This window comes from Sulfitobacter faviae (assembly GCF_029870955.1).
Taxonomy (GTDB): domain Bacteria; phylum Pseudomonadota; class Alphaproteobacteria; order Rhodobacterales; family Rhodobacteraceae; genus Sulfitobacter; species Sulfitobacter faviae.
The window spans coordinates 1,809,488-1,829,400 of record NZ_PGFQ01000001.1; the positions used below are offsets into that span (position 1 = coordinate 1,809,488).

Here is a 19,913-nt window from a genome sequence, read left to right on the forward strand (position 1 = left end):
CAACCCCTACGGCTTGCATTCGAGGGGCGAGAGGGCTAGCAGGACGGGGTATTATTCCAAGGGCCTGTCATGGACGATCTGAAGCAAAAGTACCTGAGCCAAATCGCCGATGCTGGCGACGAATCCGCGCTGGAAGACATCCGGCTGGCCGCCGTGGGCAAAAAGGGCGAAGTCGCGCTGAAAATGCGCGAGCTGGGCAAGATGACCCCCGAGGAGCGTCAGGTCGCGGGCCCCGCGCTGAACGCGCTGAAGGATGAGATCAACTCGGCGCTCTCGGCCAAGAAGGCGGCCCTTGCCGATGCCGCGCTGGACGAGCGCCTGCGCAGCGAATGGCTCGACGTGACCCTGCCCACGCGGCACCAGCGTCAAGGCAGCATCCACCCGGTGAGCCAAGTCACCGAAGAGCTGACCGCGATCTTCGCCGAGATGGGTTTTGCCGTTGCCGAAGGCCCGCGCATCGACACCGATTGGTACAACTTCGACGCGCTAAACATCCCCGGCCACCACCCCGCGCGGGCCGAAATGGACACCTTCTATATGCACCGGGCCGAGGGGGACGAACGCGCGCCCCATGTGCTGCGCACCCATACCTCCCCGGTGCAGATCCGCACCATGGAGGCCGAGGGCGCGCCTTTGCGCATCATCTGCCCCGGCGGCGTCTACCGCGCGGACTATGACCAGACCCACACGCCGATGTTCCATCAGGTCGAAGGTCTGGCGATCGACAAGGACCTGTCGATGGCGAACCTGAAATGGGTGCTGGAGGAGTTCTTCTCGGCCTTCTTCGAAATCGACGGCATCAAGACCCGCTTCCGCGCCTCGCATTTCCCCTTCACCGAGCCTTCGGCCGAGGTCGACATCCAATGTTCCTGGGTCGACGGCCAGCTGCGCATCGGCGAGGGTGACGGCTGGATGGAGGTGCTCGGCTCCGGCATGGTGCACCCCAAGGTGCTCTCCGCCGGCGGGATCGACCCCGAGAAATGGCAGGGCTTTGCCTTTGGCATGGGGATCGACCGGATCGCGATGCTGAAATACGGTATTCCGGACTTGCGGGCATTCTTTGATTCAGACCTGCGCTGGCTGCGGCACTATGGGTTTGCGAGCTTGGATCAGCCGAATTTGCATGGTGGGTTGAGTAGGTGAATGAGACCGGTGAAGTTTTCCAAATTATCGATTGGGCAAGATTTGCTGCTACACTAGTTTCGCCATTTGTAGCACTCGCCGGTGGTATATGGCTTTTCTTCATTAAGGCGTCTCAACAGCGGGCAGATGAGTTGCGGAGAGAGCGTCTTACTGTATATCGGAAATACCTCGCTGTTCTTCAGGAGCATAAGAGCGCAGACTATGATGATCCAGCTTCTGCTGGTTTGGCGCTAATGGAAAAATTATCGCCTTTTCAAGATCAGGTGGCCCTAATGGCACCAGATGACGTCGCGGTTGCGTCACTTAAGCTTCTCAACTCGAACATCGGCGACCACTATTGGCAGAATGGTAAGCGGGTTCAACATCTACACAAACTCGGTCGAACGCCCACGCAGGAGGAGTACGACGCTTTTATGGCTATGAGTATTCCTTTTAGAGAAGCACGTAGGGAGCTGATAAAGGAAATGAGAAAAGACATTGTTCAAGGTACGGGCATCAACGGCAATCTCACCGATGTTGAGGAACTAAATAAATGAAATTCACCCTCTCCTGGCTCAAGGACCATCTCGACACCACGGCGTCGATTGATGAGATCACCTATGCCCTGACCGACCTTGGCCTCGAAGTCGAAGGCGTCGAGAACCCGGCGGCGAAGCTTGCCGACTTCACCCTCGGCTATGTGCAATCGGCCGAGAAACATCCCGATGCCGACCGGCTGAACGTCTGTCAGGTGGAAACCGACGAAGGCGTCATGCAGATCATCTGTGGCGCGCCCAATGCCCGCGCGGGCATCACCGTCGTCGTGGCCAAGCCGGGCGTCTATGTGCCGGGCATCGACACGACCATCGGCGTCGGCAAGATCCGCGGCGTGGAGAGCTTCGGCATGATGGCCTCCGAGCGCGAGATGGAACTCAGCGAGGAACATGACGGCATCATCGAGCTGCCCTCGGGCAAGCCCGGTGACCGTTTCATCGACTGGCTGGCCGAGAACGATCCCGCCAAAGTCGACCCGGTGATCGAGATCGCCATCACTCCGAACCGCCCCGATGCGCTTGGCGTGCGCGGCATTGCGCGTGACCTCGCCGCGCGGGGTCTGGGCAAGCTCAAGCCGCGCGATTGCGATGCGGTCGAGGGCAGCTTTGCCTCGCCGATCTCCGTCAGCATCGACGAGGATACGCTTGACGGCTGCCCGGTGTTCTATGGCCGCTTGATCAAAGGCGTGAAGAACGGCCCCAGCCCGAAGTGGCTGCAGGACCGGCTCCGCGCCATCGGGCTGCGCCCGATTTCGTTCCTCGTGGACGTGACCAACTTCTTCACCTTCGACCGCAACCGCCCGCTGCATGTCTTCGACGCCGACAAGGTCGCGGGCAACCTGCGGGTACACCGCGCCAAGGGCGGCGAGGAGATCGCGGCGCTCGACGAGAAGAGCTACACCCTGCAGGAAGGCCAGATGGTCATCTCCGACGACAGCGGCGTGGAAAGCATCGCAGGCATCATGGGCGGCGAGGCCACCGGCGTGACCGAAGAGACGGTGAACGTCTTTGTCGAGAGCGCCTATTGGGACCCGGTTCAGATCGCCTACACGGGCCGCGCGCTGAAGATCAACTCGGACGCGCGCTACCGTTTCGAGCGCGGGGTTGATCCGGCTTTCACGCCCGAGGGGCTGGAGCTTGCCACGCATATGATCCTCGATCACGCCGGCGGCGAGGCCTCCGAGGTCGTGGTCGCGGGGCAGGTGCCGGACACGTCGCGCGCCTACAAGCTTGATGCCGCGCGGGTGCAGTCGCTCGTCGGCATGACGATCCCCGAAAGCGACCAGCGCGAGACGCTGACCGCGCTCGGCTTCCAGCTCGACGGTGACATGGCACAGGTGCCGAGCTGGCGCCCGGACGTGCAGGGCGAGGCCGATCTGGTCGAGGAAGTCGCGCGCATCGCTTCGTTGACGCAGCTCGAAGGCAAGCCGCTGCCGCGTCTGACCACGGGCGTGCCGCGCCCGGTGCTCTCGCCCATGCAGCGCCGCGTGGTGACCGCCCGGCGCACCGCCGCAGCGCTCGGCTACAACGAATGCGTGAGCTACAGCTTCATCGACCAAGCCTCGGCGGCGCTGTTCGGCGGTGGCACCGATGCGACGCGGCTGGAGAACCCGATCTCCTCGGACATGAGCCACATGCGGCCCGACCTGCTGCCCGGCCTGCTGCAAGCTGCCGCCCGCAATCAGGCGCGCGGCTTTGCCGACATGGCGCTTTTCGAGGTTGGCCCTGCCTTCTCCGGCGGCGAGCCGGGCGAGGAGCAGGTCATGGTCTCCGGTCTTCTGGTTGGCCGCACCGGCCCACGCGACGTGCATGGCGCCGCGCGTGCGGTGGATGTCTATGACGTGAAGGCCGATGCCGAGGCGGTGCTGGCCGCCATCGGCGCGCCCGCCAAGGTGCAGATCCTGCGCGGCGCTGATGAGTGGTGGCATCCGGGCCGTCACGGCAAGATCTGCCTCGGCCCCAAGAAGGTGCTCGGTGTCTTTGGCGAAGTGCACCCGCGGGTGCTGGCGGCGATGGACGTGAAAGGCCCGGCGATGGCCTTCACCCTCTACCCCGCCGAAGTGCCGCTGCCGCGCAAATCCGGCGCCACTCGCCCCGCGCTTCAGATCAGCGACCTGCAGGCGGTCGAGCGTGACTTCGCCTTTGTCGTCGATGCCGATGTGGAAGCACTGGCGCTGGTCAATGCCGCCAAGGGTGCCGACAAGACCCTGATCGAAGATGTGCGCGTTTTCGACGAGTTCATCGGCGGCAGCCTTGGCGAAGGCAAGAAATCCCTCGCCATCACCGTGCGCCTGCAACCCAGCGACAAGACGCTGAAAGACGCAGACATCGAAGCGGTGGGTGCTAAGGTGGTCGAGAAGGTGACCAAGGCCACCGGCGGCGTGCTGCGCGGCTGAACCAAGGAAGGACGGAAGCGATGAAAGTCTATCTCTCCGGTGAAATCCACACCGATTGGCGCGAACAGATCACCGAGGGGGCGCGTAGCCTTGAGGTGACATTTACCGCGCCCGTCACCGACCACGCCGCCAGCGACGATTGCGGCGTGGCGATCCTCGGCGCGGAGGACGACAAGTTCTGGCACGACCGTAAGGGCGCACAGATCAACGCGATCCGCACCCGCAAGGCGATTGCCGAGGCGGATGTCGTCGTGGTGCGTTTTGGTGACCAGTACAAGCAGTGGAACGCGGCCTTCGACGCGGGCTATGCCGCAGCACTTGGTAAATCGCTGATCATCCTGCACGGCCCCGACCACGCCCACGCGCTGAAAGAGGTCGATGCCGCGGCGCTCGCCGTGGCCTCCGAGCCTGCGCAAGTGGTGGAGATTCTGCGCTATGTCTTGACCGGTACGCTGCCGGGGTGACGCGGCAGCGGGGCTAGCCGCGTTAAAATTTAACATCTATCAAGGGTTTAAGCGCGAATCGATTCGGTAGCGTGCTGGACGCCGCTGCTTTGCGGACTAAACCTTCACTAGCTGGAGGTTCATCAGCCGTGATCTGCCCCCCGAAAGGCAGGCCATATCCGTCCCCCGCTGTCGTGCCATAGTCGCGCGGCGGGTTAACTTTGGAAGGAGAAGGTCCATTTTAGCCGACACGCCCGCAGAGCAGGACGAGCGTCTAGAGACGCTCTATTCCTATGATGTTCTTGATACCGAAGCCGAAGCGGATTTCGACGATATCGTCGAGCTTGCGTCCAAAATCTGCGAAACGCCCGTCTCTCTGATCAGTCTGGTTGATGAAAAGCGCCAATGGTTCAAGGCGCGCGTCGGGTTCGAGCCGCATGAGACGGCCCTTGATCAATCGGTCTGCTCTCATGCCATTCTCGACGAGGGCTATACTGAGATCGCGGATATGGGGGCGGATCCGCGCACCTCGGACAATCCGCTTTATGTTGGCGACCCTCGGGTGAAATTCTATGCCGGTGCCAATCTTGTCGCGCCGAACGGCCAGCCGATTGGCACGCTTTGCGTGCTGGATACCAAGCCGCGGACCCTGAATGATTTCCAACGCCAAGCGCTGCAAACCCTGTCGCGCCATGTGATGATGCAGTTGGAACTGCGCAAGAAAATCCGCATCGAAGCGGCGCTGCGCGCCGAGATGGACCACCGGGTTAAGAACTCGTTCCAGACCATCGCCTCATTGCTGCGCATGGCGACACGCAAGGTGCAAGACCCCGACGCCAAGGATGTGCTTGCCCTTGTCGAGCGCCGTTTCGGCGCGGTGGCATCGCTGCACAGCGAGTTGATGGGGCAGGGTGGCCGAAGCAAGGTGCAAACCACCTCCTACCTCGAACAGCTGAACAAGCTCCTCGCTGCCAGCGCGCCGGACCACGTGACCATCTTTTGCGCGGCTGAGCCGGGCGAGTTGCAGGCCGTGCAGGCCTCGGCGCTCGGCATGATCGTGAGCGAATTCGTGGCCAATTCGATCAAACACGCCTTTGCCGGGGACCGGGCGGGGGAGATCAGAATCTCCCTACGGCGGCAGGAGGGGGCCGAGGGCTGGCTTCTGGAATGCCGCGACAATGGCTGCGGCCATGCCAGTGCCGTCTCGGGGGCCGATAGCACGGGGCTGGGGCGGATGTTGATGGCCACGGCAGCCGAGCAGTTGAACGGGCGTCTGACGACCGATTTCAGCCCCGAGGGCGCGCTTTTGCGGGTCTGTTTTCGGGATTGAACGGGCGCGGGCCGTAAAACGCGCGATTTACCGTAAAACTTTATTGACCGTTCTATGTGCCAGTCCGCACTATCGACCGTGATGGCGGGGTTATCGGCGCGCCTTAGAATAGGGACAGAACTGTGATTCAAGAATTCAAGGATTTCATCGCCAAGGGGAATGTCATGGACATGGCCGTTGGTATCATCATCGGCGCGGCCTTCACAGCGATCGTGTCGTCACTGGTGGCCGATCTGATCAACCCGATCATCGGGCTTTTCACCGGCGGGGTGGATTTCACCAATAACTATGCCGTGCTGTCGGGCGATGTGCCTGCGACCGCTTCGCTAGAGCAGGCGCGGGAGGCGGGGGCGTCGGTCTTTGCCTATGGCTCGTTCCTGATGGCCGTGATCAACTTTTTCATCATCGCCTTCGTGGTCTTCATCTTGGTGAAGATGGTGAACCGGGTGAAGGCGGCAGCGGAAAAGCCGGATGAGGTGGCACCAGAGGTCAAGACCGGCCCATCGCAGCTCGATGTATTGCTGGAAATTCGAGACGCTTTGAAGGCGCGCTGAGCGCTGCTTTCGAAATGGAAAGGCCCGCCAATCTGGCGGGCCTTTTGTTTGGCCGCTGACGTTCAGCCCGCGATGGCCTGATCCGCGGTGATGCTGTCGATCCCAAGCGCTTCGCCCACGGCGGCATAGGTCAGCTTGCCCGCGTGGACGTTCAGCCCGGCCTTGAGGTGCGGGTCATCCGCGCAGGCCTGTTTCCAGCCCTTGTCGGCCAGTGCCAGCATGAAGGGCATGGTGGCGTTGCCAAGCGCGATGGTCGAGGTGCGCGCCACGGCGCCGGGCATATTGGCCACGCAGTAGTGCATGATGCCGTCGACCTCATAAACCGGGTCTTGGTGCGTCGTCGCCTTGGAAGTCTCGAAGCAGCCGCCTTGGTCGATGGCCACGTCAACCAGCGCCGCGCCGGGTTTGAGTTCCGACAGTTGCGCGCGGCTGATCAGTTTGGGGGCCGCGGCCCCGGGGATCAGCACCGCGCCGATGATCATATCGGCCTCACGCGCCAGTTCGATGGTGTTGCCCGCGCTGGCATAGGCGGTTTTGAAGGTGCCGCCATAGATGTCATCGAGATAGCGCATCCGGGGCAAGGAGCGGTCGAGCACGGTCACATCCGCGCCCATGCCCGCGGCGATGCGGGCCGCATGGGTGCCGACGACGCCGCCGCCGATGACCATGACCTTAGCCGGGCCGACACCGGGCACGCCGCCCATCAGCACGCCGCGCCCGCCATTGGCCTTTTGCAGCGTCCATGCGCCGACCTGCGGGGCCAGACGGCCCGCGACCTCGGACATTGGGGCCAGCAGGGGCAGGCCGCCATTGCGGTCGGTCACGGTTTCATAGGCAATCGCCGTACAGCCCGAGGCCAGCAGGTCGTGGGTTTGATCCGGGTCGGGCGCGAGGTGCAGATAGGTAAAGAGCAATTGCCCTTCGCGCAGCATCTTGCGTTCGCCCGCCTGCGGCTCCTTCACCTTGACGATCATGTCGGCTGTGGCAAAGATCTCCTCGGCCGTGTCGATGATGCGCGCCCCGGCGGCGGTGTAATCCGCATCTTCGAAGCCCGCGCCGACCCCGGCCCCCGCCTGCACGATAACCTCATGCCCATGGGCGATGGCTTCTTGTGCGGCATTGGGCGTCAGGCCGACGCGGAATTCCTGCGGTTTGATTTCTGTCGGGCATCCGATTTTCATGGGGGTTCCTCCTCCTCCGTAGTGGGACAGGGCTATCATATCTGCCGTGCATATCGCTGCGAAATTGGGGTCGCCAAGGGGCGCATCCTTCGAATATAATCGCGCTGGATTGCTTCCTCACGCGAAAGTATTGCGCATATGGGCTTGGATGAGATTGATCGGCGTGTTTTGCGGGCTTTGCAGCGCAATGGGCGGATGTCCAATGCCGAACTGTCAGAGGTGGTGCATCTGTCACCCTCGGCCTGTCATCGCCGTGTACAGCGGTTGGAGAAGGAAGGGTATATCCGCGATTATGTGGCCCTTTTGGACCCGCGCAAGCTGGATATGCCGACGACGGTCTTTGTGGAGATCACTCTACAGGCGCAGGCCGAAGAGGTGTTGGAGGCCTTCGAGAAGTCGGTCTCGCGCATTCCCGATGTGTTGGAGTGTCACCTGATGGCCGGGACGGCGGATTACCTGTTGAAGATCGTGGCCGAAAATACCGAAGATTTCGCCCGTATTCACCGCCAGCATTTGGCGCGGCTGCCGGGGGTGGCACAGATGCAGTCGAGTTTTGCGCTCAGGACGGTGTGCAAGACCACCGCGCTGCCGGTGTAGTTGGAAAGCCCGGAATCAAGGCCGAAGGCCGCCGGGCAGCGCCAGACCGCCCGGACGGGCTGGCGCTTTTGCTGAGGTCGTGCCGTCCTGAAGTATTTCTCAAGCGCAGCTACCATAAACTGCCCAATCGAAGGGATTTCGAGCGCCTTCCCGCGGTCTGGCGCCGCCCGGCTCCGCTGCGCTCCCCCACAAAACAAAACCCCCGCTGCCATGGGCACCGGGGGTTCTATATCTGTCGCGTGTCGCGGGGATGATTTACATCATACCTTCGCGTTGCGCTTTTTTGCGTGCCAGTTTACGGGCACGGCGGATCGCTTCAGCTTTCTCGCGCGCTTTTTTCTCGGACGGTTTCTCGAAATGTTGCTTGAGCTTCATTTCACGGAAAACGCCTTCGCGCTGGAGCTTTTTCTTCAGAGCCCGGAGGGCCTGATCGACGTTGTTGTCGCGAACACTAACCTGCATGTGGTTGTCACCACCTTTCTAGGATAAAGTTGCAAGGAATTGCAGGAAATGGGCCTATAACAGCCTATATCACGTTTGTCTACCCCATCACGCCCCGATAGGAGCCCGCCATGACACCGCCCAAGGCCGACCCAAAGGACCAATTGCTGGATGCCGCATTGATGCATGTGCCGTTTGACGGCTGGTCGCCCGCGACCTTCAACGCCGCGATCAAGGACAGCGGTCTGGACCCGGCGCTGGCCCGTGCGGTCTGCCCGCGCGGGGCGGTCGATCTCGCGGTGGCCTATCACCGGCGCGGCGATGCCAAAATGGTCGAAGGTTTGACGCAGGCCGATCTGTCGGCGCTGCGCTTCAGGGACCGTATCGCCAAGGCCGTGCGCTTGCGGCTCGAAGCGGGGGATCGTGAGGCGATCCGCCGGGGCAGCACACTGTTTGCTCTGCCGCATCACGCCCCCGAAGGGGCCGGGCTGATCTGGGAGACCAGCGATAAGATTTGGACCGCGCTTGGCGATACCTCGGAGGATGTGAACTGGTACAGCAAACGGGCCACGCTGTCGGGGGTCTATTCGGCCACGCTGCTTTACTGGCTGGGGGATGCCAGTGAGGGGCATCAGGCGACATGGTCGTTCCTCGACCGGCGCATCGACGATGTGATGCAGATCGAAAAGCTCAAATCCCATGTGCGCGAAAGCCCGACGCTGAGCCGTCTCATGGCCGGGCCGAACTGGCTGTTGAGCCATATCAAGGCCCCGCGCGGGCAAGGTGACCCCGATCTGCCGGGCCGTTGGACGCCGCCGAGCTAAGGCGCGCTGCGGGCTTCCCCGCCCGCGCGGCAGGTGGTAGGGCGGGGCACCCGGTTTTACCACAGGCACCCGATGACCAACCCGACCCTTCCGCTCATCGATATTGACAGCATCAGCTACACCCCCGGCGGCGCGCCGGTGCTGCGGGGCGTGAGCCTGAGCTCAGATGCCGCGCGGATCGGCATCGTGGGCCGCAACGGCTCGGGCAAGACCTCTTTCGCGCGGGTTCTGTCGGGGCTGGTGGCTGCCGATGAAGGGCAGGTGCGGATTGCCGGGGTCGATGTGGCCCGTGACCGCCGCCGCGCGATCGGGGCGGTGGGCATCCTGTTTCAGAACCCGGACCATCAGATCATCTTTCCCACCGTGGAAGAGGAAATCGCCTTTGGTCTGCGGCAGATGGGCCAATCCAAGGCCGAGGCCGCGCGGGGCGTGGCGGCGATCCTTGGTCAATTCGACAAGCGCCATTGGGCGCAGGCGTCGATTCACCAACTCTCCCAAGGGCAGCGGCAGTTGGTTTGCCTGATGGCAGTCTTGGCGATGCAGCCGCGGGTGGTGGTGTTGGACGAACCCTTTGCCGGGCTCGACATCCCCACGCGGTTGCACCTCGAACGGGTTTTGGCGGGGCTGGACCTGACGCTGGTCCATATCACCCACGATCCGGCGGCGGTGGCGGCATACGATCACGTTCTCTGGCTGGAGCGCGGCGAGGTCGTTCAGCAAGGCAGCGCCCGCCCGGTGCTGCGCGCCTTTGAGACGCGGATGAAGGAATTGGGGGCGAGCGATGATCTCTCTGACCTCGCCGGTTGAAACCCGCGCCCATGGCTGGCCCGCCGGGGCCAAACTGGGGGCGCTCTGCGTGGCCACGCTGCTGCTCTTCGGGGTGGAGGAGCCGGTTTGGCAAATCCTCTTCTGCGCTGGGATGCTGCTGCTCTATGCCCTGCCGGGGCGGGCCTTCCTGCGGGCCGGGTTGGGGCGTCTGTGGATGCTTTGGCCTTTCGTCGGGCTGATCCTGCTGTGGCATGTCCTGACCGACGATGCGGAGGCGGGGCTTGTGATCGCGCTACGGATGGTCACCGCCGTGGGGCTTGCGAACCTCGTCACCATGACCACCAAGCTCAGCGATATGATGGGGGTGGTGCATTGGCTCGCCGCCCCGCTGCGCCGTTTCGGGCTGCGCACGCGCAGCCTTGAGTTGGCCGTGGCGCTGGTGGTGCGTTTCACCCCGGTGCTGGCGGCCAAGGGGCAGATGCTGTCGCTGGCGTGGCGGGCGCGGTCGCGCAGGCGGGCGGGCTGGCGCGTGGTGATGCCCTTCACGGTTCTGGCCATCGACGACGCCGAACATGTGGCCGAGGCGCTGCGCGCGCGGGGCGGGCTGTAATGCTTGACCGGGGCAGGGGGGTGGCCTAGGCAATGGAAAATTCAACCCAAGGATCCTTCCAATGGAACGCAATCTGACCATGATCGCCCTCTTTGCCGCGTTGATCGCGGCGCTGGGCCTGATTCCGAAATTCACGCTTGGCTTCGGCGTGCCAATCACAGCGCAGTCGCTGGGCGTCATGCTCTGCGGCACGGTGCTGGGCGCATGGCGCGGTGGCCTTGCGGCGCTTTTGTTCGTGGCGCTGGTGGCGCTGGGCCTGCCGCTTCTGGCCGGGGGCCGTGGCGGTCTGGGCGTCTTTGCCTCGCCGACCGTGGGTTTCCTCGTCGGCTTCCCGATCGGGGCTTTCGTGACCGGCTTTATCATGGACCAGTGGCGCAGCGCGCCGGTGGGCCTCGCGGCTGGGGTTTCGGCGGTCTTGGGCGGCATCCTTGTGGTCTATGCCTTCGGCATCTTCGGCATGATGATGACGCTGAACAAAACGATGGTCGAGGCGACCCTGCTGGTTCAAGCCTTCATTCCCGGTGACCTGATCAAGGCTGTGCTGGCGGGGTTCATCACCTCCGGTCTGGCCAAAGCGCGCCCGGCAAGCCTGCTGTCGCGCAGCTAAGCTAAACGATTGGCCCGCTCCCCAAGGGGCGGGCCGCTACAGCCGCATCAGCGCGGCAGAGCCGATCCCCCGGCGGCGGCAATCGCCGCCAAGCCGGTGCCTGATCCCCGCGCCACCAACTCATGCCAAAGCCGCACCGCATTGATCGCGCCCGAGGCGCCAATCGGATGCCCGCGCGCCAAGGCGCCGCCACCCCTGTTGACGATCCGCGGCGCGATCTCCGCGCCGGTGACGCAGGCGATGGCCTGCACGGCATAGGCCTCCATGATCTCGGCGCGGTGCAGGCCGCTGGCTTTCAATCCGCTTTGACGAAAGACTTCTCCGATGGCCACCAATGGGGCCAGTCCCGGTTCTTCGGGTATGCTGCCTTTCGTCGCCGCTGAGATAAGTTCGACTTTCGGCAGGGCGAGGTCCGCTGCCACCCGCTCTGACACGACGATGCAAAAGGCCGCGGCATCGGCGGCGACGGCGGCATTGGCGGCGGTGATGTCGCCGGAAAGCACCTTGGCCCGGCTGCAAAGCGCGGGGGAGCCGGCGGGTGAAGGCATCGGTTGAGACGCCCGCGAGCGGCACCAGTTCCGCTTCGGTTGGGGGCTGTGCGCGGGCTTTCGCGTGGCTTTCCACGGCCCAGTCATCCTGTTCTGCGCGGGAAATGCCTTGGGACCGGCCAAGCGCCGCGGCGGCCTCCGCCATGTCGGGGTCGCGTTCGGGCCATGGGGTAAAGGGCGCTTGGGTATAGGCCTCAGCCGGGCGGCCATCGGCGAAAGTGCGGTAGCGCAGCGGCTGGCGAGAGTAGCTCTCGGCCCCGCCCGCCACGACGATATCGGCGGCACCGGAAAGGACCATCTGTCGGGCCAGCGCCAGCGCATCCAATCCCCCGCGCATTGCCGGTCGATGCTCAAGCCTGCCACCTGTTCGGGCAGCCCCGCGGCCAAAGCGATGCTGCGCGCGGGGTTGCCGCCGGGGCCGAGGGCGGTGCTGCAAATCACCTCGTCGACCTGCGCAGGGTCCAGCCCCGCGCGGCTAAGGGCAGCAGAAAGGACCGGCGCGGCAAGCTCGGGTAGGGAAAGATGTGCCAACGCACCGCCGCGCGGGGCGACCGGGCTGCGGCAGGCCGAGACGATATAGGCGCGGGTCACCTTTGGCCCTCCACCCAGTCCGAGAGGGCGCGCAGGTCGGGCTTGCCCGAGGGCAGCAGGGGCAGGTCGGGGCAGAAGTAGACGCGCCGGGGGGAGGTGAGGGGCCCGAGCGTCGCGCGGCAATGGGCAATGATCTCTTCGGCGCGCGGCTCCCCTGCCGTGGCTTCGACTACCGCGACCAGATGCTGCCCTCGCAGCGCATCGTCTCGGGGCAGAACCGCGCAGGGCAGACCGGTTTCGGCGCTGATCACGGCCTCTACCGTTTCGGGGAAAACCATCTGGTCGGCGATCTGCACCATGCGCTGCCGCCGCCCCCTGATCCAGAGGTTGCCCTTGGCATCCAGCGCGCCCATCTCACCCACGGTCACGAAGCCCTCCTGCCAGCGGGTCTCATCGCTGTGGCCCAGGGCGTAGCCATCGAAGAGGTAGGGGCTGCGCACCCAGATCTCACCAACATCAGTAGCGGGTTCACCCTCCGCATTCATCAAACGCAGCTCGACACCGGGGTAGGGGCGGCCCACCGCGCCTTCGGGCGTATTGGCATCGGCCAGCGTGATAAAACTCGTCTCCGCCGCGCCGTAGAAAACATGCACCGCCGCCTGGGGGCAGAGCCGCCCCAGCACCGCCCGGGTTGCCGTATCGAGCGCGCCACCGCCGCAAAGGACCAAGCGCAGCGATGGCAGCGGGGTGGCGGCAGCGCGGGCAAGCAGGCGCAGCTGGGTCGGCGTGGCATAGAGGGTCGTCGCCCCGGCCTCGGCGATCCGCTCTGCCTGCCGTCGGGGGGCGTGATCCGCCAGCACATGCGCGTCGAGGCCAAGATGCAGCGCTTCCAGCACCGCATAGAGCGATAGCGAATGGCTGAGCTGCCCCAACACGGCGACGCTGTCGCGGGGGGTAAAGGCGAAACGGTCAGCATTGACCTCAAAACTGGCGATCCAAGAGGCTTGGCTGCGTCGGACCGCCTTGGGCCGCCCCGACGCGCCGCCGGTGAGGGTGAGAAAGGCAGCGGGCGGGCAGGCGATGTCATCGGGCAGGGGCCGGTCGCTGAGGCAAAAGGGGGCCTGCTGGGTGATCGCTGTGGTTAGGGCCGCCAGCGCGTCGAAGGCCGGAGTGGCGGGCAGGGCGCGGAAGCTGTTGTGCTGGCCTTCGGGTGCGCGGGGCAATTCGCGCTCCCCTGCATAAAGCCGCGCGGCCTCATGCCATTTGAACCTGTCTTGCCCGCGCATCCGCCTCTCCCTCTTCCGTCGGCTCTCAAATTCCGGGTGCACGCCCCGGGGCCGCCCGTTAGGCTGCGGCGAAACCAGACCCGAGGATACTTCAGACATGACAGAGACCATGCGTGCAATCGAAATCACCGAACCCGGCGGTCCGGACGTTCTGCAAGGCACCACCCGCCCGCGGCCCCAGCCGAAACACGGTCAGGTCATCATCAAGGTCGCCTATGCCGGGGTGAACCGCCCCGATGCGCTGCAACGCGCGGGCCGCTACGCGCCGCCTGCCACCGCCAGCGATCTGCCGGGGTTGGAGGCCTCGGGCGAGGTGGTCGAAGTCGGGCCGGGGTAACGACACTGGCCCCGGGCGATCTGGTCTGCGCCCTGCTGCCCGGCGGCGGCTATGCCGAATATGTCGCCACCCCCGCGGCGCATTGCCTGCCCATTCCCGAAGGCATGGGGCTGAAAGATGCCGCTTGCCTGCCTGAGACCTTCTTTACCGTCTGGTCGAACCTTTTCATGCGCGGTGGGCTGAAGGCCGGGGAGAAAGTGCTGATCCACGGCGGCTCTTCCGGGATCGGCACCACGGCGATTCAACTGGCGCGCATTTTGGGCGCGCGGGTCTTCGTGACCGCGGGCACCGATAGCAAATGCGCGGCCTGTATGAAGCTGGGGGCCGAGGTGGCGATCAACTACCGGGACACGGATTTCGTCGATGTTGTGCAGGCCGAGGGCGGCGCGGATGTGATCCTCGACATGGTGGGCGGCAGCTATATCAACCGCAACCTCAAGGCCTTGGCCGAGGACGGCAGGCTGGTGCAAATCGCGTTTCTGCAAGGGGCCAAGCAAGAGGTGAACTTTGTCACGCTGATGACCCGCCGCCTGACCATGACCGGATCAACCCTGCGCCCGCAGAGCGATCTGGCCAAGGCCCGGATTGCAGAGGAGCTTTTGCAGAATGTCTGGCCCCTGTTGGAGCAGGGCCGCGTCGCGCCGGTGATGGACAGCACCTATGATCTGTCCGAGGCGAATGACGCGCACCGCCGGATGGAAGCCAGCGGCCATATCGGCAAGATCGTCCTGAAGGTGGGCGGTGAACTGCAGGGTGAAGAAGATCAGTAAAACTTGAGACAGTAACGAATTGTTAACCAGTAATTCGTTTACTGAAGGCACGGGTGGCCGGGACGCTGACCACCCGTGTTGGAGAGAGAGCCGAAAGGCATTGAATGCGGGGGAGGAAATTACGCCTCTCCCGCTTTCGCCAGACTATCGGCTCGGATGGGTCTAGCGCAGAGGGGTGAACAGCGCGTTATCAAGCGTGCAGTCCCGCCGAACGTCCGGTCCGCAGGGGATGAACTCAAGGTCGCGGGACAGGCAGATGCGCGCCTCTTGGATGTGCCCTTGCTTGCAGGTGATGGTGATCCCCCGCGCGGTCAGGTCCGGGTTCGCTTTGAGGAAGGCCTCTTCCACCACCGCGGCGGGGAGGGACACGGTACGGTCGAGCTTGCGAAAGACCTCGGGGCGCTTGATGCGGGCGTAGGCCTCCCGCGAGAGGGCGAAATAATCCGCCGGGTCCAACCCGCTGCAAGACCCGTGTTTCTTCCACTGGTGCCATGCCAAGCCACCGGTGCCCATGATATCGGCCATCGCCCCGGTCTGGGCACGGCTGGGCGGGCGACGGCCACTTTGGCAATAGGACGGGTATCCCCGTGTGAACTGGGGCCAGAGGCCATGCAGGGTCCAACCGTGGTCTTTCGCGGCGTCGCATTGCGGAGATTGCCGCGCGTCGCCGGTCAATTCGCACCAATTGGGCGACCATGACAGGGACATGACGTAGTAGTCGAATTCGCCCGAACGCTCCCCTTCGGCCAGCGTGGCGGTGGGGGCGATCAGCCCGAGGATCAGCAGACAGGCGCGCAGTGGCCGCATTGGGTCTTCCCTTATGACGTTTAAGCCAGTATACAGCCGCCAACTTCCCCGACAATGGAGACCGTTCTGCCAAGCAGGACAGCCTTTCAGGCGACGGGAAAATTGCGTTTTTAGGAGAGTGACATGGCAAAACCGATTATGGCCAAAGCCACCGCCGTCTGGCTCGTGGACAACACCACCATCAGCTTCAAGCAGATCGCCGATTTCGTCGGCATGCATGAGTTGGAAGTGCAGGGCATCGCCGATGGCGACGTGGCGCAGGGGGTGAAGGGGTTTGATCCGGTTGCCAACAACCAGCTGACGCAGGAAGAGATCGACGCGGCGCAGGACAACCCGCTGCACAAGCTGAAGCTCAAGTTCAACGCCGCCGCCGAAGGCGAAGAGAAACGCCGCGGCCCGCGCTACACCCCGCTCAGCAAACGTCAGGACCGCCCGGCGTCGATCCTGTGGCTGGTCAAGTTCCACCCCGAACTGTCCGACGGTCAGGTCAGCAAACTGGTGGGCACCACCAAGCCGACGATCCAAGCGATTCGCGAGCGCACGCACTGGAACATCGCCAACATCCAACCGATCGACCCGGTCGCACTGGGCCTGTGCAAACAGTCCGAGCTTGATGCCGCCGTGCAAAAAGCTGCCGCGAAAAAGGCTGCCGCGGGCGAGGTGATGAACGACGATGAGCGCCGCAAACTCGTCTCGACCGAGCAGAGCCTCGGCATGGAGAGCGAGCCGAAAATCCCCACGGCCATCGAAGGGCTGGAAACCTTCACCCTCTCCGGCAACAGCACGGATGACGAGGAAGAAGAGAGCCACACCAAGGGCGATTACTCCGACGCCGACAGCTTCTTCTCGCTGCCCGACAGCACCGATGAAGACGATGAGGACGAAGACAAAGCCAAGGGCTAAGCCCCCTCAAGGCGGTGTGGCGAAAGGAACTTTCGCCGTAAAGATGTGTTAGAATGACAGGGCGTCGGGTTTTCCGGCGCCCTGTTTTGCTTTGTAAAAAAGGCGCGGCGCGCCGGGGGATGGATTTGGAAACGGCATTGGACTTGGTGATCTGGGGACTGGCGGGGGTGCTGATACTGGGCAGCCTGCTGCCGCTGAGCAAATTGCCCTTCGGGGCGATCCGCGGGCTGGCCTTTCCTCGGGAACAATTCCTCGGCTTGGCACTGTTGCTGGCAATCGGGTTCGCCCTGTCGCAGGGGGTGATGACACCCTCGGGCATGGCCGGGATCGCGTTGATGCTGGGGTCGCAGCGCTTCACGCACTTTACATCACCAAGTTTACCCCGCTGTGGCGCAAGCAATCTTTGGCGGCCTCGCCCGAGTTGCGCCGCGCGACGGACCGGCATTTCAGCCTGCTGGCCGCCAATGTCAAAATGTCCAACCGTGACTATGGCAAGCTGATTGCACTGGCCGAGGCGCGGGTGCCAGATATCTTCATGGCGATCGAGGTGGATCAGGCTTGGATCGACGCACTGGATGACGGTCTGGGCAAGAACTACGAGCATCGCGTCGACGTGCCGCTCGACAATGGCTATGGGCTTTGCCTCATGTCGAAACTGCCGCTGTCGGAGGTCGAGGTGCGCGAGTTGGTCACGGAAGAGGTGCCCTCCATCCGCGCCCGTGTGCACCTGCCGGTGGGGGAGGATTTCCGCCTCTACGTCGTCCACCCCGAACCGCCCGTGATCGAACATGACACCAAAGGGCGCGACAGCGAGATCGCCTTGGTCGGTATCGAGGCTGAGAAGGACCCGCTGCCCGCCGTGGTCTCGGGGGATCTGAACGATGTGGCTTGGTCGACCACGACCCGGCGCTTTCAGCGGCTCTCGGGCCTTTTGGACCCGCGGGTGGGGCGCGGCATGTACAACACATTCAGCGCGACGATGCCTTGGATGCGCTGGCCTTTGGACCACCTTTTCCACGATCCGCAGTTTCGTCTGCTAGAGATGGACCGCTTGGACAAGATCGGGTCGGACCACTTCCCGATGTGGTTCGTCCTCGCCATGGCCGAGACCGAAGCCGCCGAGAGCGACCCCGAAGAAACCGACCCCGAAGAAGAGCGGGAGGCCAAGAATATGATCAAAGAAGAACGGAAAAGAGACCGCGACCCCATCGGCAGCGATTGGGAAGACGAGGAAAACTAACAATTTGCCCTAGGGGCAATTTTACCCCTTGTACGAATCCAAAAACGGCGTATGTGGCGCGTTACAGACGCCAACGCACGCGCCTCTGGCCGGTCAGTTCCCACTCTGACTGACCCGCGTTTATGTAGCGACGGTAACGTCTCTTGAAACGACACGCGGGGAACCAGCCCCACCTGCTCTTTGGAGATGACCATGAATGCTACAGTCCCCGGCGCCCTGCGCGCCGCACCGTCCTTTCACGCCGACCCGGCTGCGGCCTATATCGCCGCCAACAGCTTTGACAAGCCGACACTGGTGATCAGCCGTGACCGTGTGGCCGCGCAATATGACGCGCTGCACAAGGGCTTGGGCGCGGCGCATATCCACTACGCGGTGAAGGCGAACCCGGCGCCGGAGATCATTCGTCTGCTGGTTAAGAAAGGCTCCGGCTTCGACGCGGCCTCGCGGGCCGAGATCGAGCTGTGCCTGAGCCAAGGGGCGAAGCCCGGGAATATCTCTTTCGGCAACACCATCAAACGCGCCTCTGACATCGCTTTCGCCCATTCGGCGGGGGTGACCCTGTTCGCAGCCGACAGCGAAGCCGAGCTGGACAAGATCGCCGCCCATGCGCCGGGCGCGCGGGTCTATCTGCGGTTGATCGTCGAAAACTCCATGGCCGACTGGCCGCTCAGCCGGAAATTCGGCTGTGCCGGTTCGGCGCTGCCAGCGCTGCTGAACCACGCGGTTGCGGTGGGCCTCGTGCCCTTCGGCCTGTCGTTCCACGTCGGCTCGCAAACCCGCAAGGCAGAGTTTTGGAACCCGGTGCTGGATCAGGTGGCGCCACTGTGGCACGCCGCCCGTGCGGATGGCCATGACCTGCAACTGCTGAACCTCGGCGGCGGCTTCCCGGCCTTTTACGGCGAAAGCATCGAAGCGCCCCGCGCTTATGCTGCCGCTGTGATGCGCGCGGTCAAAGCCCGCTTTGGCGATGTCCCGCAGGTGATGGCGGAGCCGGGCCGTGGTCTGGTGGCCGAAGCCGGGCATATCGCTGCCGAAGTCATGCTGGTCAGCCGCAAATCCGCGGATGATCTGCACCGCTGGGTCTATCTGGATATCGGTCGTTTCTCGGGTCTGGCCGAAACTGAGGGCGAAGCGATTCGCTATCAGATCGTCACACCGCATGACGGGGAAGAGACCGGACCCTGCGTTCTGGCCGGTCCGTCCTGCGATTCGGCGGATATTCTCTACGAAAAACGCCCGATCCACCTACCTTTGGCTCTGCGCGATGGCGATAAAGTGATGATTCGTGCTTGCGGAGCCTACACAAGCTCGTACAGTTCGGTTGGGTTTAACGGATTTCCGCCGCTTGATGTGATCGTGCTCTGACAGCACGATCTGCGTCGCCCCGGAAAAGGGCCGTCTGCTTTGGGAGGAGCGGGCGGCCCGCTTTGATTCTGGGGGTTAAAGAGACTTGCGGGCCTGCATCGCGGCGGTGATCGTCCCGTCGTCGAGGTAGTCCAACTCCCCGCCGATCGGCACGCCTTGGGCGAGCGACGTCAGCCGCACGCGGTCTTCCAATTGATCCGCGATGTAATGTGCCGTGGTCTGCCCATCGATCGTGGCGTTGAGTGCGAGGATCACCTCTGTCACCCCTTCGGTATCAATCCGGTCCACAAGGCGCGGGATGCGCAATTCCTGCGGGCCAATGGCGTCGAGCGCCGAGAGCGTGCCGCCCAGCACATGATAGCGCCCTTTGAACACGCCAGAGCGTTCCATCGCCCAGAGGTCGGCCACGTCTTCGACCACGCAAAGCTCTCCGTTCGCGCGTTTTTCCGAGGTGCAGATGTCGCAGATGTCGGCGGTGCCGACGTTGCCGCAGTTCAGACATTCGCGTGCCGTGGCGGCGACGGTCTGCATCAAGTCGGACAGGGGCGTCAGCAAAAGCGCCCGTTTGCGGATCAAGTGCAGCACCGCGCGCCGGGCCGAGCGGGGGCCAAGGCCGGGCAGTTTCGCCATCAGCTCGATCAGGGCGTCAATATCGCGGGTAGAGCTCAAGAATGGCACCTATGGGCGTTGAAAGAGGGG

21 protein-coding genes and 3 pseudogenes are annotated in these 19,913 nt (G+C 63.7%); 15 read left to right on the plus strand and 9 right to left on the minus strand.

Annotated features, from left to right (window positions below; genetic code table 11):
- Positions 1–69 precede the first annotated feature (69 nt).
- The 4 genes from pheS to CUR85_RS09350 are packed head-to-tail and all read left to right on the plus strand — an operon-like array spanning position 70 to position 4,536.
- A complete protein-coding gene (gene pheS / locus CUR85_RS09335; RefSeq protein ID WP_067264498.1) occupies positions 70–1,143 on the plus strand; it encodes a phenylalanine--tRNA ligase subunit alpha in 1,074 nt (357 codons plus the stop codon).
- The gene (locus tag CUR85_RS09340; RefSeq protein WP_136720221.1) at positions 1,140–1,679 is read left to right on the plus strand and encodes a hypothetical protein; all 540 of its coding nucleotides are present in this window, start codon (positions 1,140–1,142) and stop codon (positions 1,677–1,679) included. The genes pheS and CUR85_RS09340 overlap by 4 nt, the downstream gene beginning before the upstream one ends.
- The gene (gene pheT, locus CUR85_RS09345; protein WP_067264493.1) at positions 1,676–4,072 is read left to right on the plus strand and encodes a phenylalanine--tRNA ligase subunit beta; all 2,397 of its coding nucleotides are present in this window, start codon (positions 1,676–1,678) and stop codon (positions 4,070–4,072) included. The genes CUR85_RS09340 and pheT overlap by 4 nt, the downstream gene beginning before the upstream one ends.
- Positions 4,073–4,092: 20 nt before the next feature.
- Positions 4,093–4,536: a YtoQ family protein gene (locus CUR85_RS09350; protein ID WP_067264490.1), complete on the plus strand. Its 444-nt coding sequence runs from the start codon at positions 4,093–4,095 to the stop codon at positions 4,534–4,536.
- A gap of 253 nt (positions 4,537–4,789) precedes the next feature.
- On the opposite strand, the gene CUR85_RS09355 is transcribed toward CUR85_RS09350, so the two are convergent.
- The gene (locus CUR85_RS09355; RefSeq protein ID WP_156505690.1) at positions 4,790–4,954 is read right to left on the minus strand and encodes a hypothetical protein; all 165 of its coding nucleotides are present in this window, start codon (positions 4,952–4,954) and stop codon (positions 4,790–4,792) included.
- Between CUR85_RS09355 and CUR85_RS09360 the strand changes: the two genes are divergently transcribed.
- Positions 4,895–5,845 carry a histidine kinase dimerization/phosphoacceptor domain -containing protein gene (locus CUR85_RS09360; protein ID WP_343245472.1) on the plus strand — a complete coding sequence of 317 codons (951 nt, stop codon included), beginning with the start codon at positions 4,895–4,897 and terminating at the stop codon, positions 5,843–5,845. The genes CUR85_RS09355 and CUR85_RS09360 overlap by 60 nt on opposite strands.
- A 122-nt stretch (positions 5,846–5,967) precedes the next feature.
- Positions 5,968–6,399 (plus strand): large conductance mechanosensitive channel protein MscL, encoded by a 432-nt coding sequence (gene mscL / locus CUR85_RS09365; protein ID WP_067268553.1) that lies wholly within the window; start codon positions 5,968–5,970, stop codon positions 6,397–6,399.
- 62 nt (positions 6,400–6,461) lie between these two features.
- Here the strand turns inward: mscL and ald are convergent, their stop codons facing one another.
- The gene (ald, locus tag CUR85_RS09370; protein WP_067268554.1) at positions 6,462–7,580 is read right to left on the minus strand and encodes an alanine dehydrogenase; all 1,119 of its coding nucleotides are present in this window, start codon (positions 7,578–7,580) and stop codon (positions 6,462–6,464) included.
- A gap of 138 nt (positions 7,581–7,718) precedes the next feature.
- Here ald and CUR85_RS09375 point away from each other — a divergent pair, with 138 nt between their 5' ends.
- A complete protein-coding gene (locus CUR85_RS09375; protein WP_067268556.1) occupies positions 7,719–8,177 on the plus strand; it encodes an Lrp/AsnC family transcriptional regulator in 459 nt (152 codons plus the stop codon).
- Positions 8,178–8,432: 255 nt separating this feature from the next.
- On the opposite strand, the gene rpsU is transcribed toward CUR85_RS09375, so the two are convergent.
- A complete protein-coding gene (rpsU, locus tag CUR85_RS09380) occupies positions 8,433–8,639 on the minus strand; it encodes a 30S ribosomal protein S21 (RefSeq protein ID WP_007118112.1) in 207 nt (68 codons plus the stop codon).
- 110 nt (positions 8,640–8,749) lie between these two features.
- Between rpsU and CUR85_RS09385 the strand changes: the two genes are divergently transcribed.
- From CUR85_RS09385 to CUR85_RS09400, 4 genes are all read left to right on the plus strand, one after another.
- Complete coding sequence (locus CUR85_RS09385) at positions 8,750–9,442, plus strand: COQ9 family protein (RefSeq protein ID WP_067268558.1); 693 nt, start codon at positions 8,750–8,752, stop codon at positions 9,440–9,442.
- Between the two features lie 72 nt (positions 9,443–9,514).
- A complete protein-coding gene (locus CUR85_RS09390; RefSeq protein ID WP_067268560.1) occupies positions 9,515–10,249 on the plus strand; it encodes an energy-coupling factor ABC transporter ATP-binding protein in 735 nt (244 codons plus the stop codon).
- Positions 10,224–10,820, plus strand: coding sequence for an energy-coupling factor transporter transmembrane component T family protein (locus CUR85_RS09395; protein ID WP_067268562.1), 597 nt, complete (start codon positions 10,224–10,226; stop codon positions 10,818–10,820). Before CUR85_RS09390 ends, CUR85_RS09395 begins: the two co-directional genes overlap by 26 nt.
- A 61-nt stretch (positions 10,821–10,881) precedes the next feature.
- Complete coding sequence (locus CUR85_RS09400; RefSeq protein ID WP_067268563.1) at positions 10,882–11,427, plus strand: biotin transporter BioY; 546 nt, start codon at positions 10,882–10,884, stop codon at positions 11,425–11,427.
- A 47-nt stretch (positions 11,428–11,474) separates the two neighbouring features.
- On the opposite strand, the gene CUR85_RS20150 is transcribed toward CUR85_RS09400, so the two are convergent.
- The 4 genes and pseudogenes from CUR85_RS20150 to CUR85_RS09410 all read right to left on the minus strand — a co-directional run bounded on the left by CUR85_RS20150 (position 11,475) and on the right by CUR85_RS09410 (position 13,792).
- On the minus strand, positions 11,475–12,062 hold the full coding sequence (locus CUR85_RS20150; protein ID WP_343245473.1) for a hypothetical protein: 588 nt from the start codon (positions 12,060–12,062) through the stop codon (positions 11,475–11,477).
- Positions 12,049–12,312 (minus strand): annotated as a pseudogene (locus CUR85_RS20155) (thiolase family protein); the annotation flags it as partial. The gene CUR85_RS20150 and the pseudogene CUR85_RS20155, both read right to left, overlap by 14 nt.
- 53 nt (positions 12,313–12,365) lie before the next feature.
- A pseudogene (locus CUR85_RS20160) lies at positions 12,366–12,566 on the minus strand (thiolase family protein); the annotation flags it as partial.
- Positions 12,563–13,792, minus strand: a complete 1,230-nt coding sequence (locus CUR85_RS09410) for a class I adenylate-forming enzyme family protein (RefSeq protein WP_169306054.1) — start codon at positions 13,790–13,792, stop codon at positions 12,563–12,565. The gene CUR85_RS09410 and the pseudogene CUR85_RS20160, both read right to left, overlap by 4 nt.
- Positions 13,793–13,889: 97 nt before the next feature.
- On the opposite strand from CUR85_RS09410, the pseudogene CUR85_RS09415 reads away from it, so the two are divergent.
- Positions 13,890–14,899, plus strand: a pseudogene (locus CUR85_RS09415) (NAD(P)H-quinone oxidoreductase).
- 162 nt (positions 14,900–15,061) lie between these two features.
- Here CUR85_RS09415 and CUR85_RS09420 read toward each other — a convergent pair.
- Positions 15,062–15,706 carry a ribonuclease T2 family protein gene (locus CUR85_RS09420; protein ID WP_067268568.1) on the minus strand — a complete coding sequence of 215 codons (645 nt, stop codon included), beginning with the start codon at positions 15,704–15,706 and terminating at the stop codon, positions 15,062–15,064.
- Positions 15,707–15,829: 123 nt separating this feature from the next.
- Between CUR85_RS09420 and CUR85_RS09425 the strand changes: the two genes are divergently transcribed.
- From CUR85_RS09425 to CUR85_RS09435, 3 genes are all read left to right on the plus strand, one after another.
- Positions 15,830–16,609, plus strand: coding sequence for a DUF1013 domain-containing protein (locus tag CUR85_RS09425; RefSeq protein WP_067268570.1), 780 nt, complete (start codon positions 15,830–15,832; stop codon positions 16,607–16,609).
- A gap of 403 nt (positions 16,610–17,012) precedes the next feature.
- A complete protein-coding gene (locus CUR85_RS09430; RefSeq protein WP_280322610.1) occupies positions 17,013–17,849 on the plus strand; it encodes an endonuclease/exonuclease/phosphatase family protein in 837 nt (278 codons plus the stop codon).
- A gap of 186 nt (positions 17,850–18,035) precedes the next feature.
- Positions 18,036–19,214, plus strand: coding sequence for a type III PLP-dependent enzyme (locus CUR85_RS09435; protein ID WP_067268573.1), 1,179 nt, complete (start codon positions 18,036–18,038; stop codon positions 19,212–19,214).
- Positions 19,215–19,289: 75 nt separating this feature from the next.
- Here CUR85_RS09435 and recR read toward each other — a convergent pair whose 3' ends face one another.
- A complete protein-coding gene (recR, locus tag CUR85_RS09440) occupies positions 19,290–19,883 on the minus strand; it encodes a recombination mediator RecR (protein ID WP_067268574.1) in 594 nt (197 codons plus the stop codon).
- Positions 19,884–19,913: the final 30 nt, after the last annotated feature.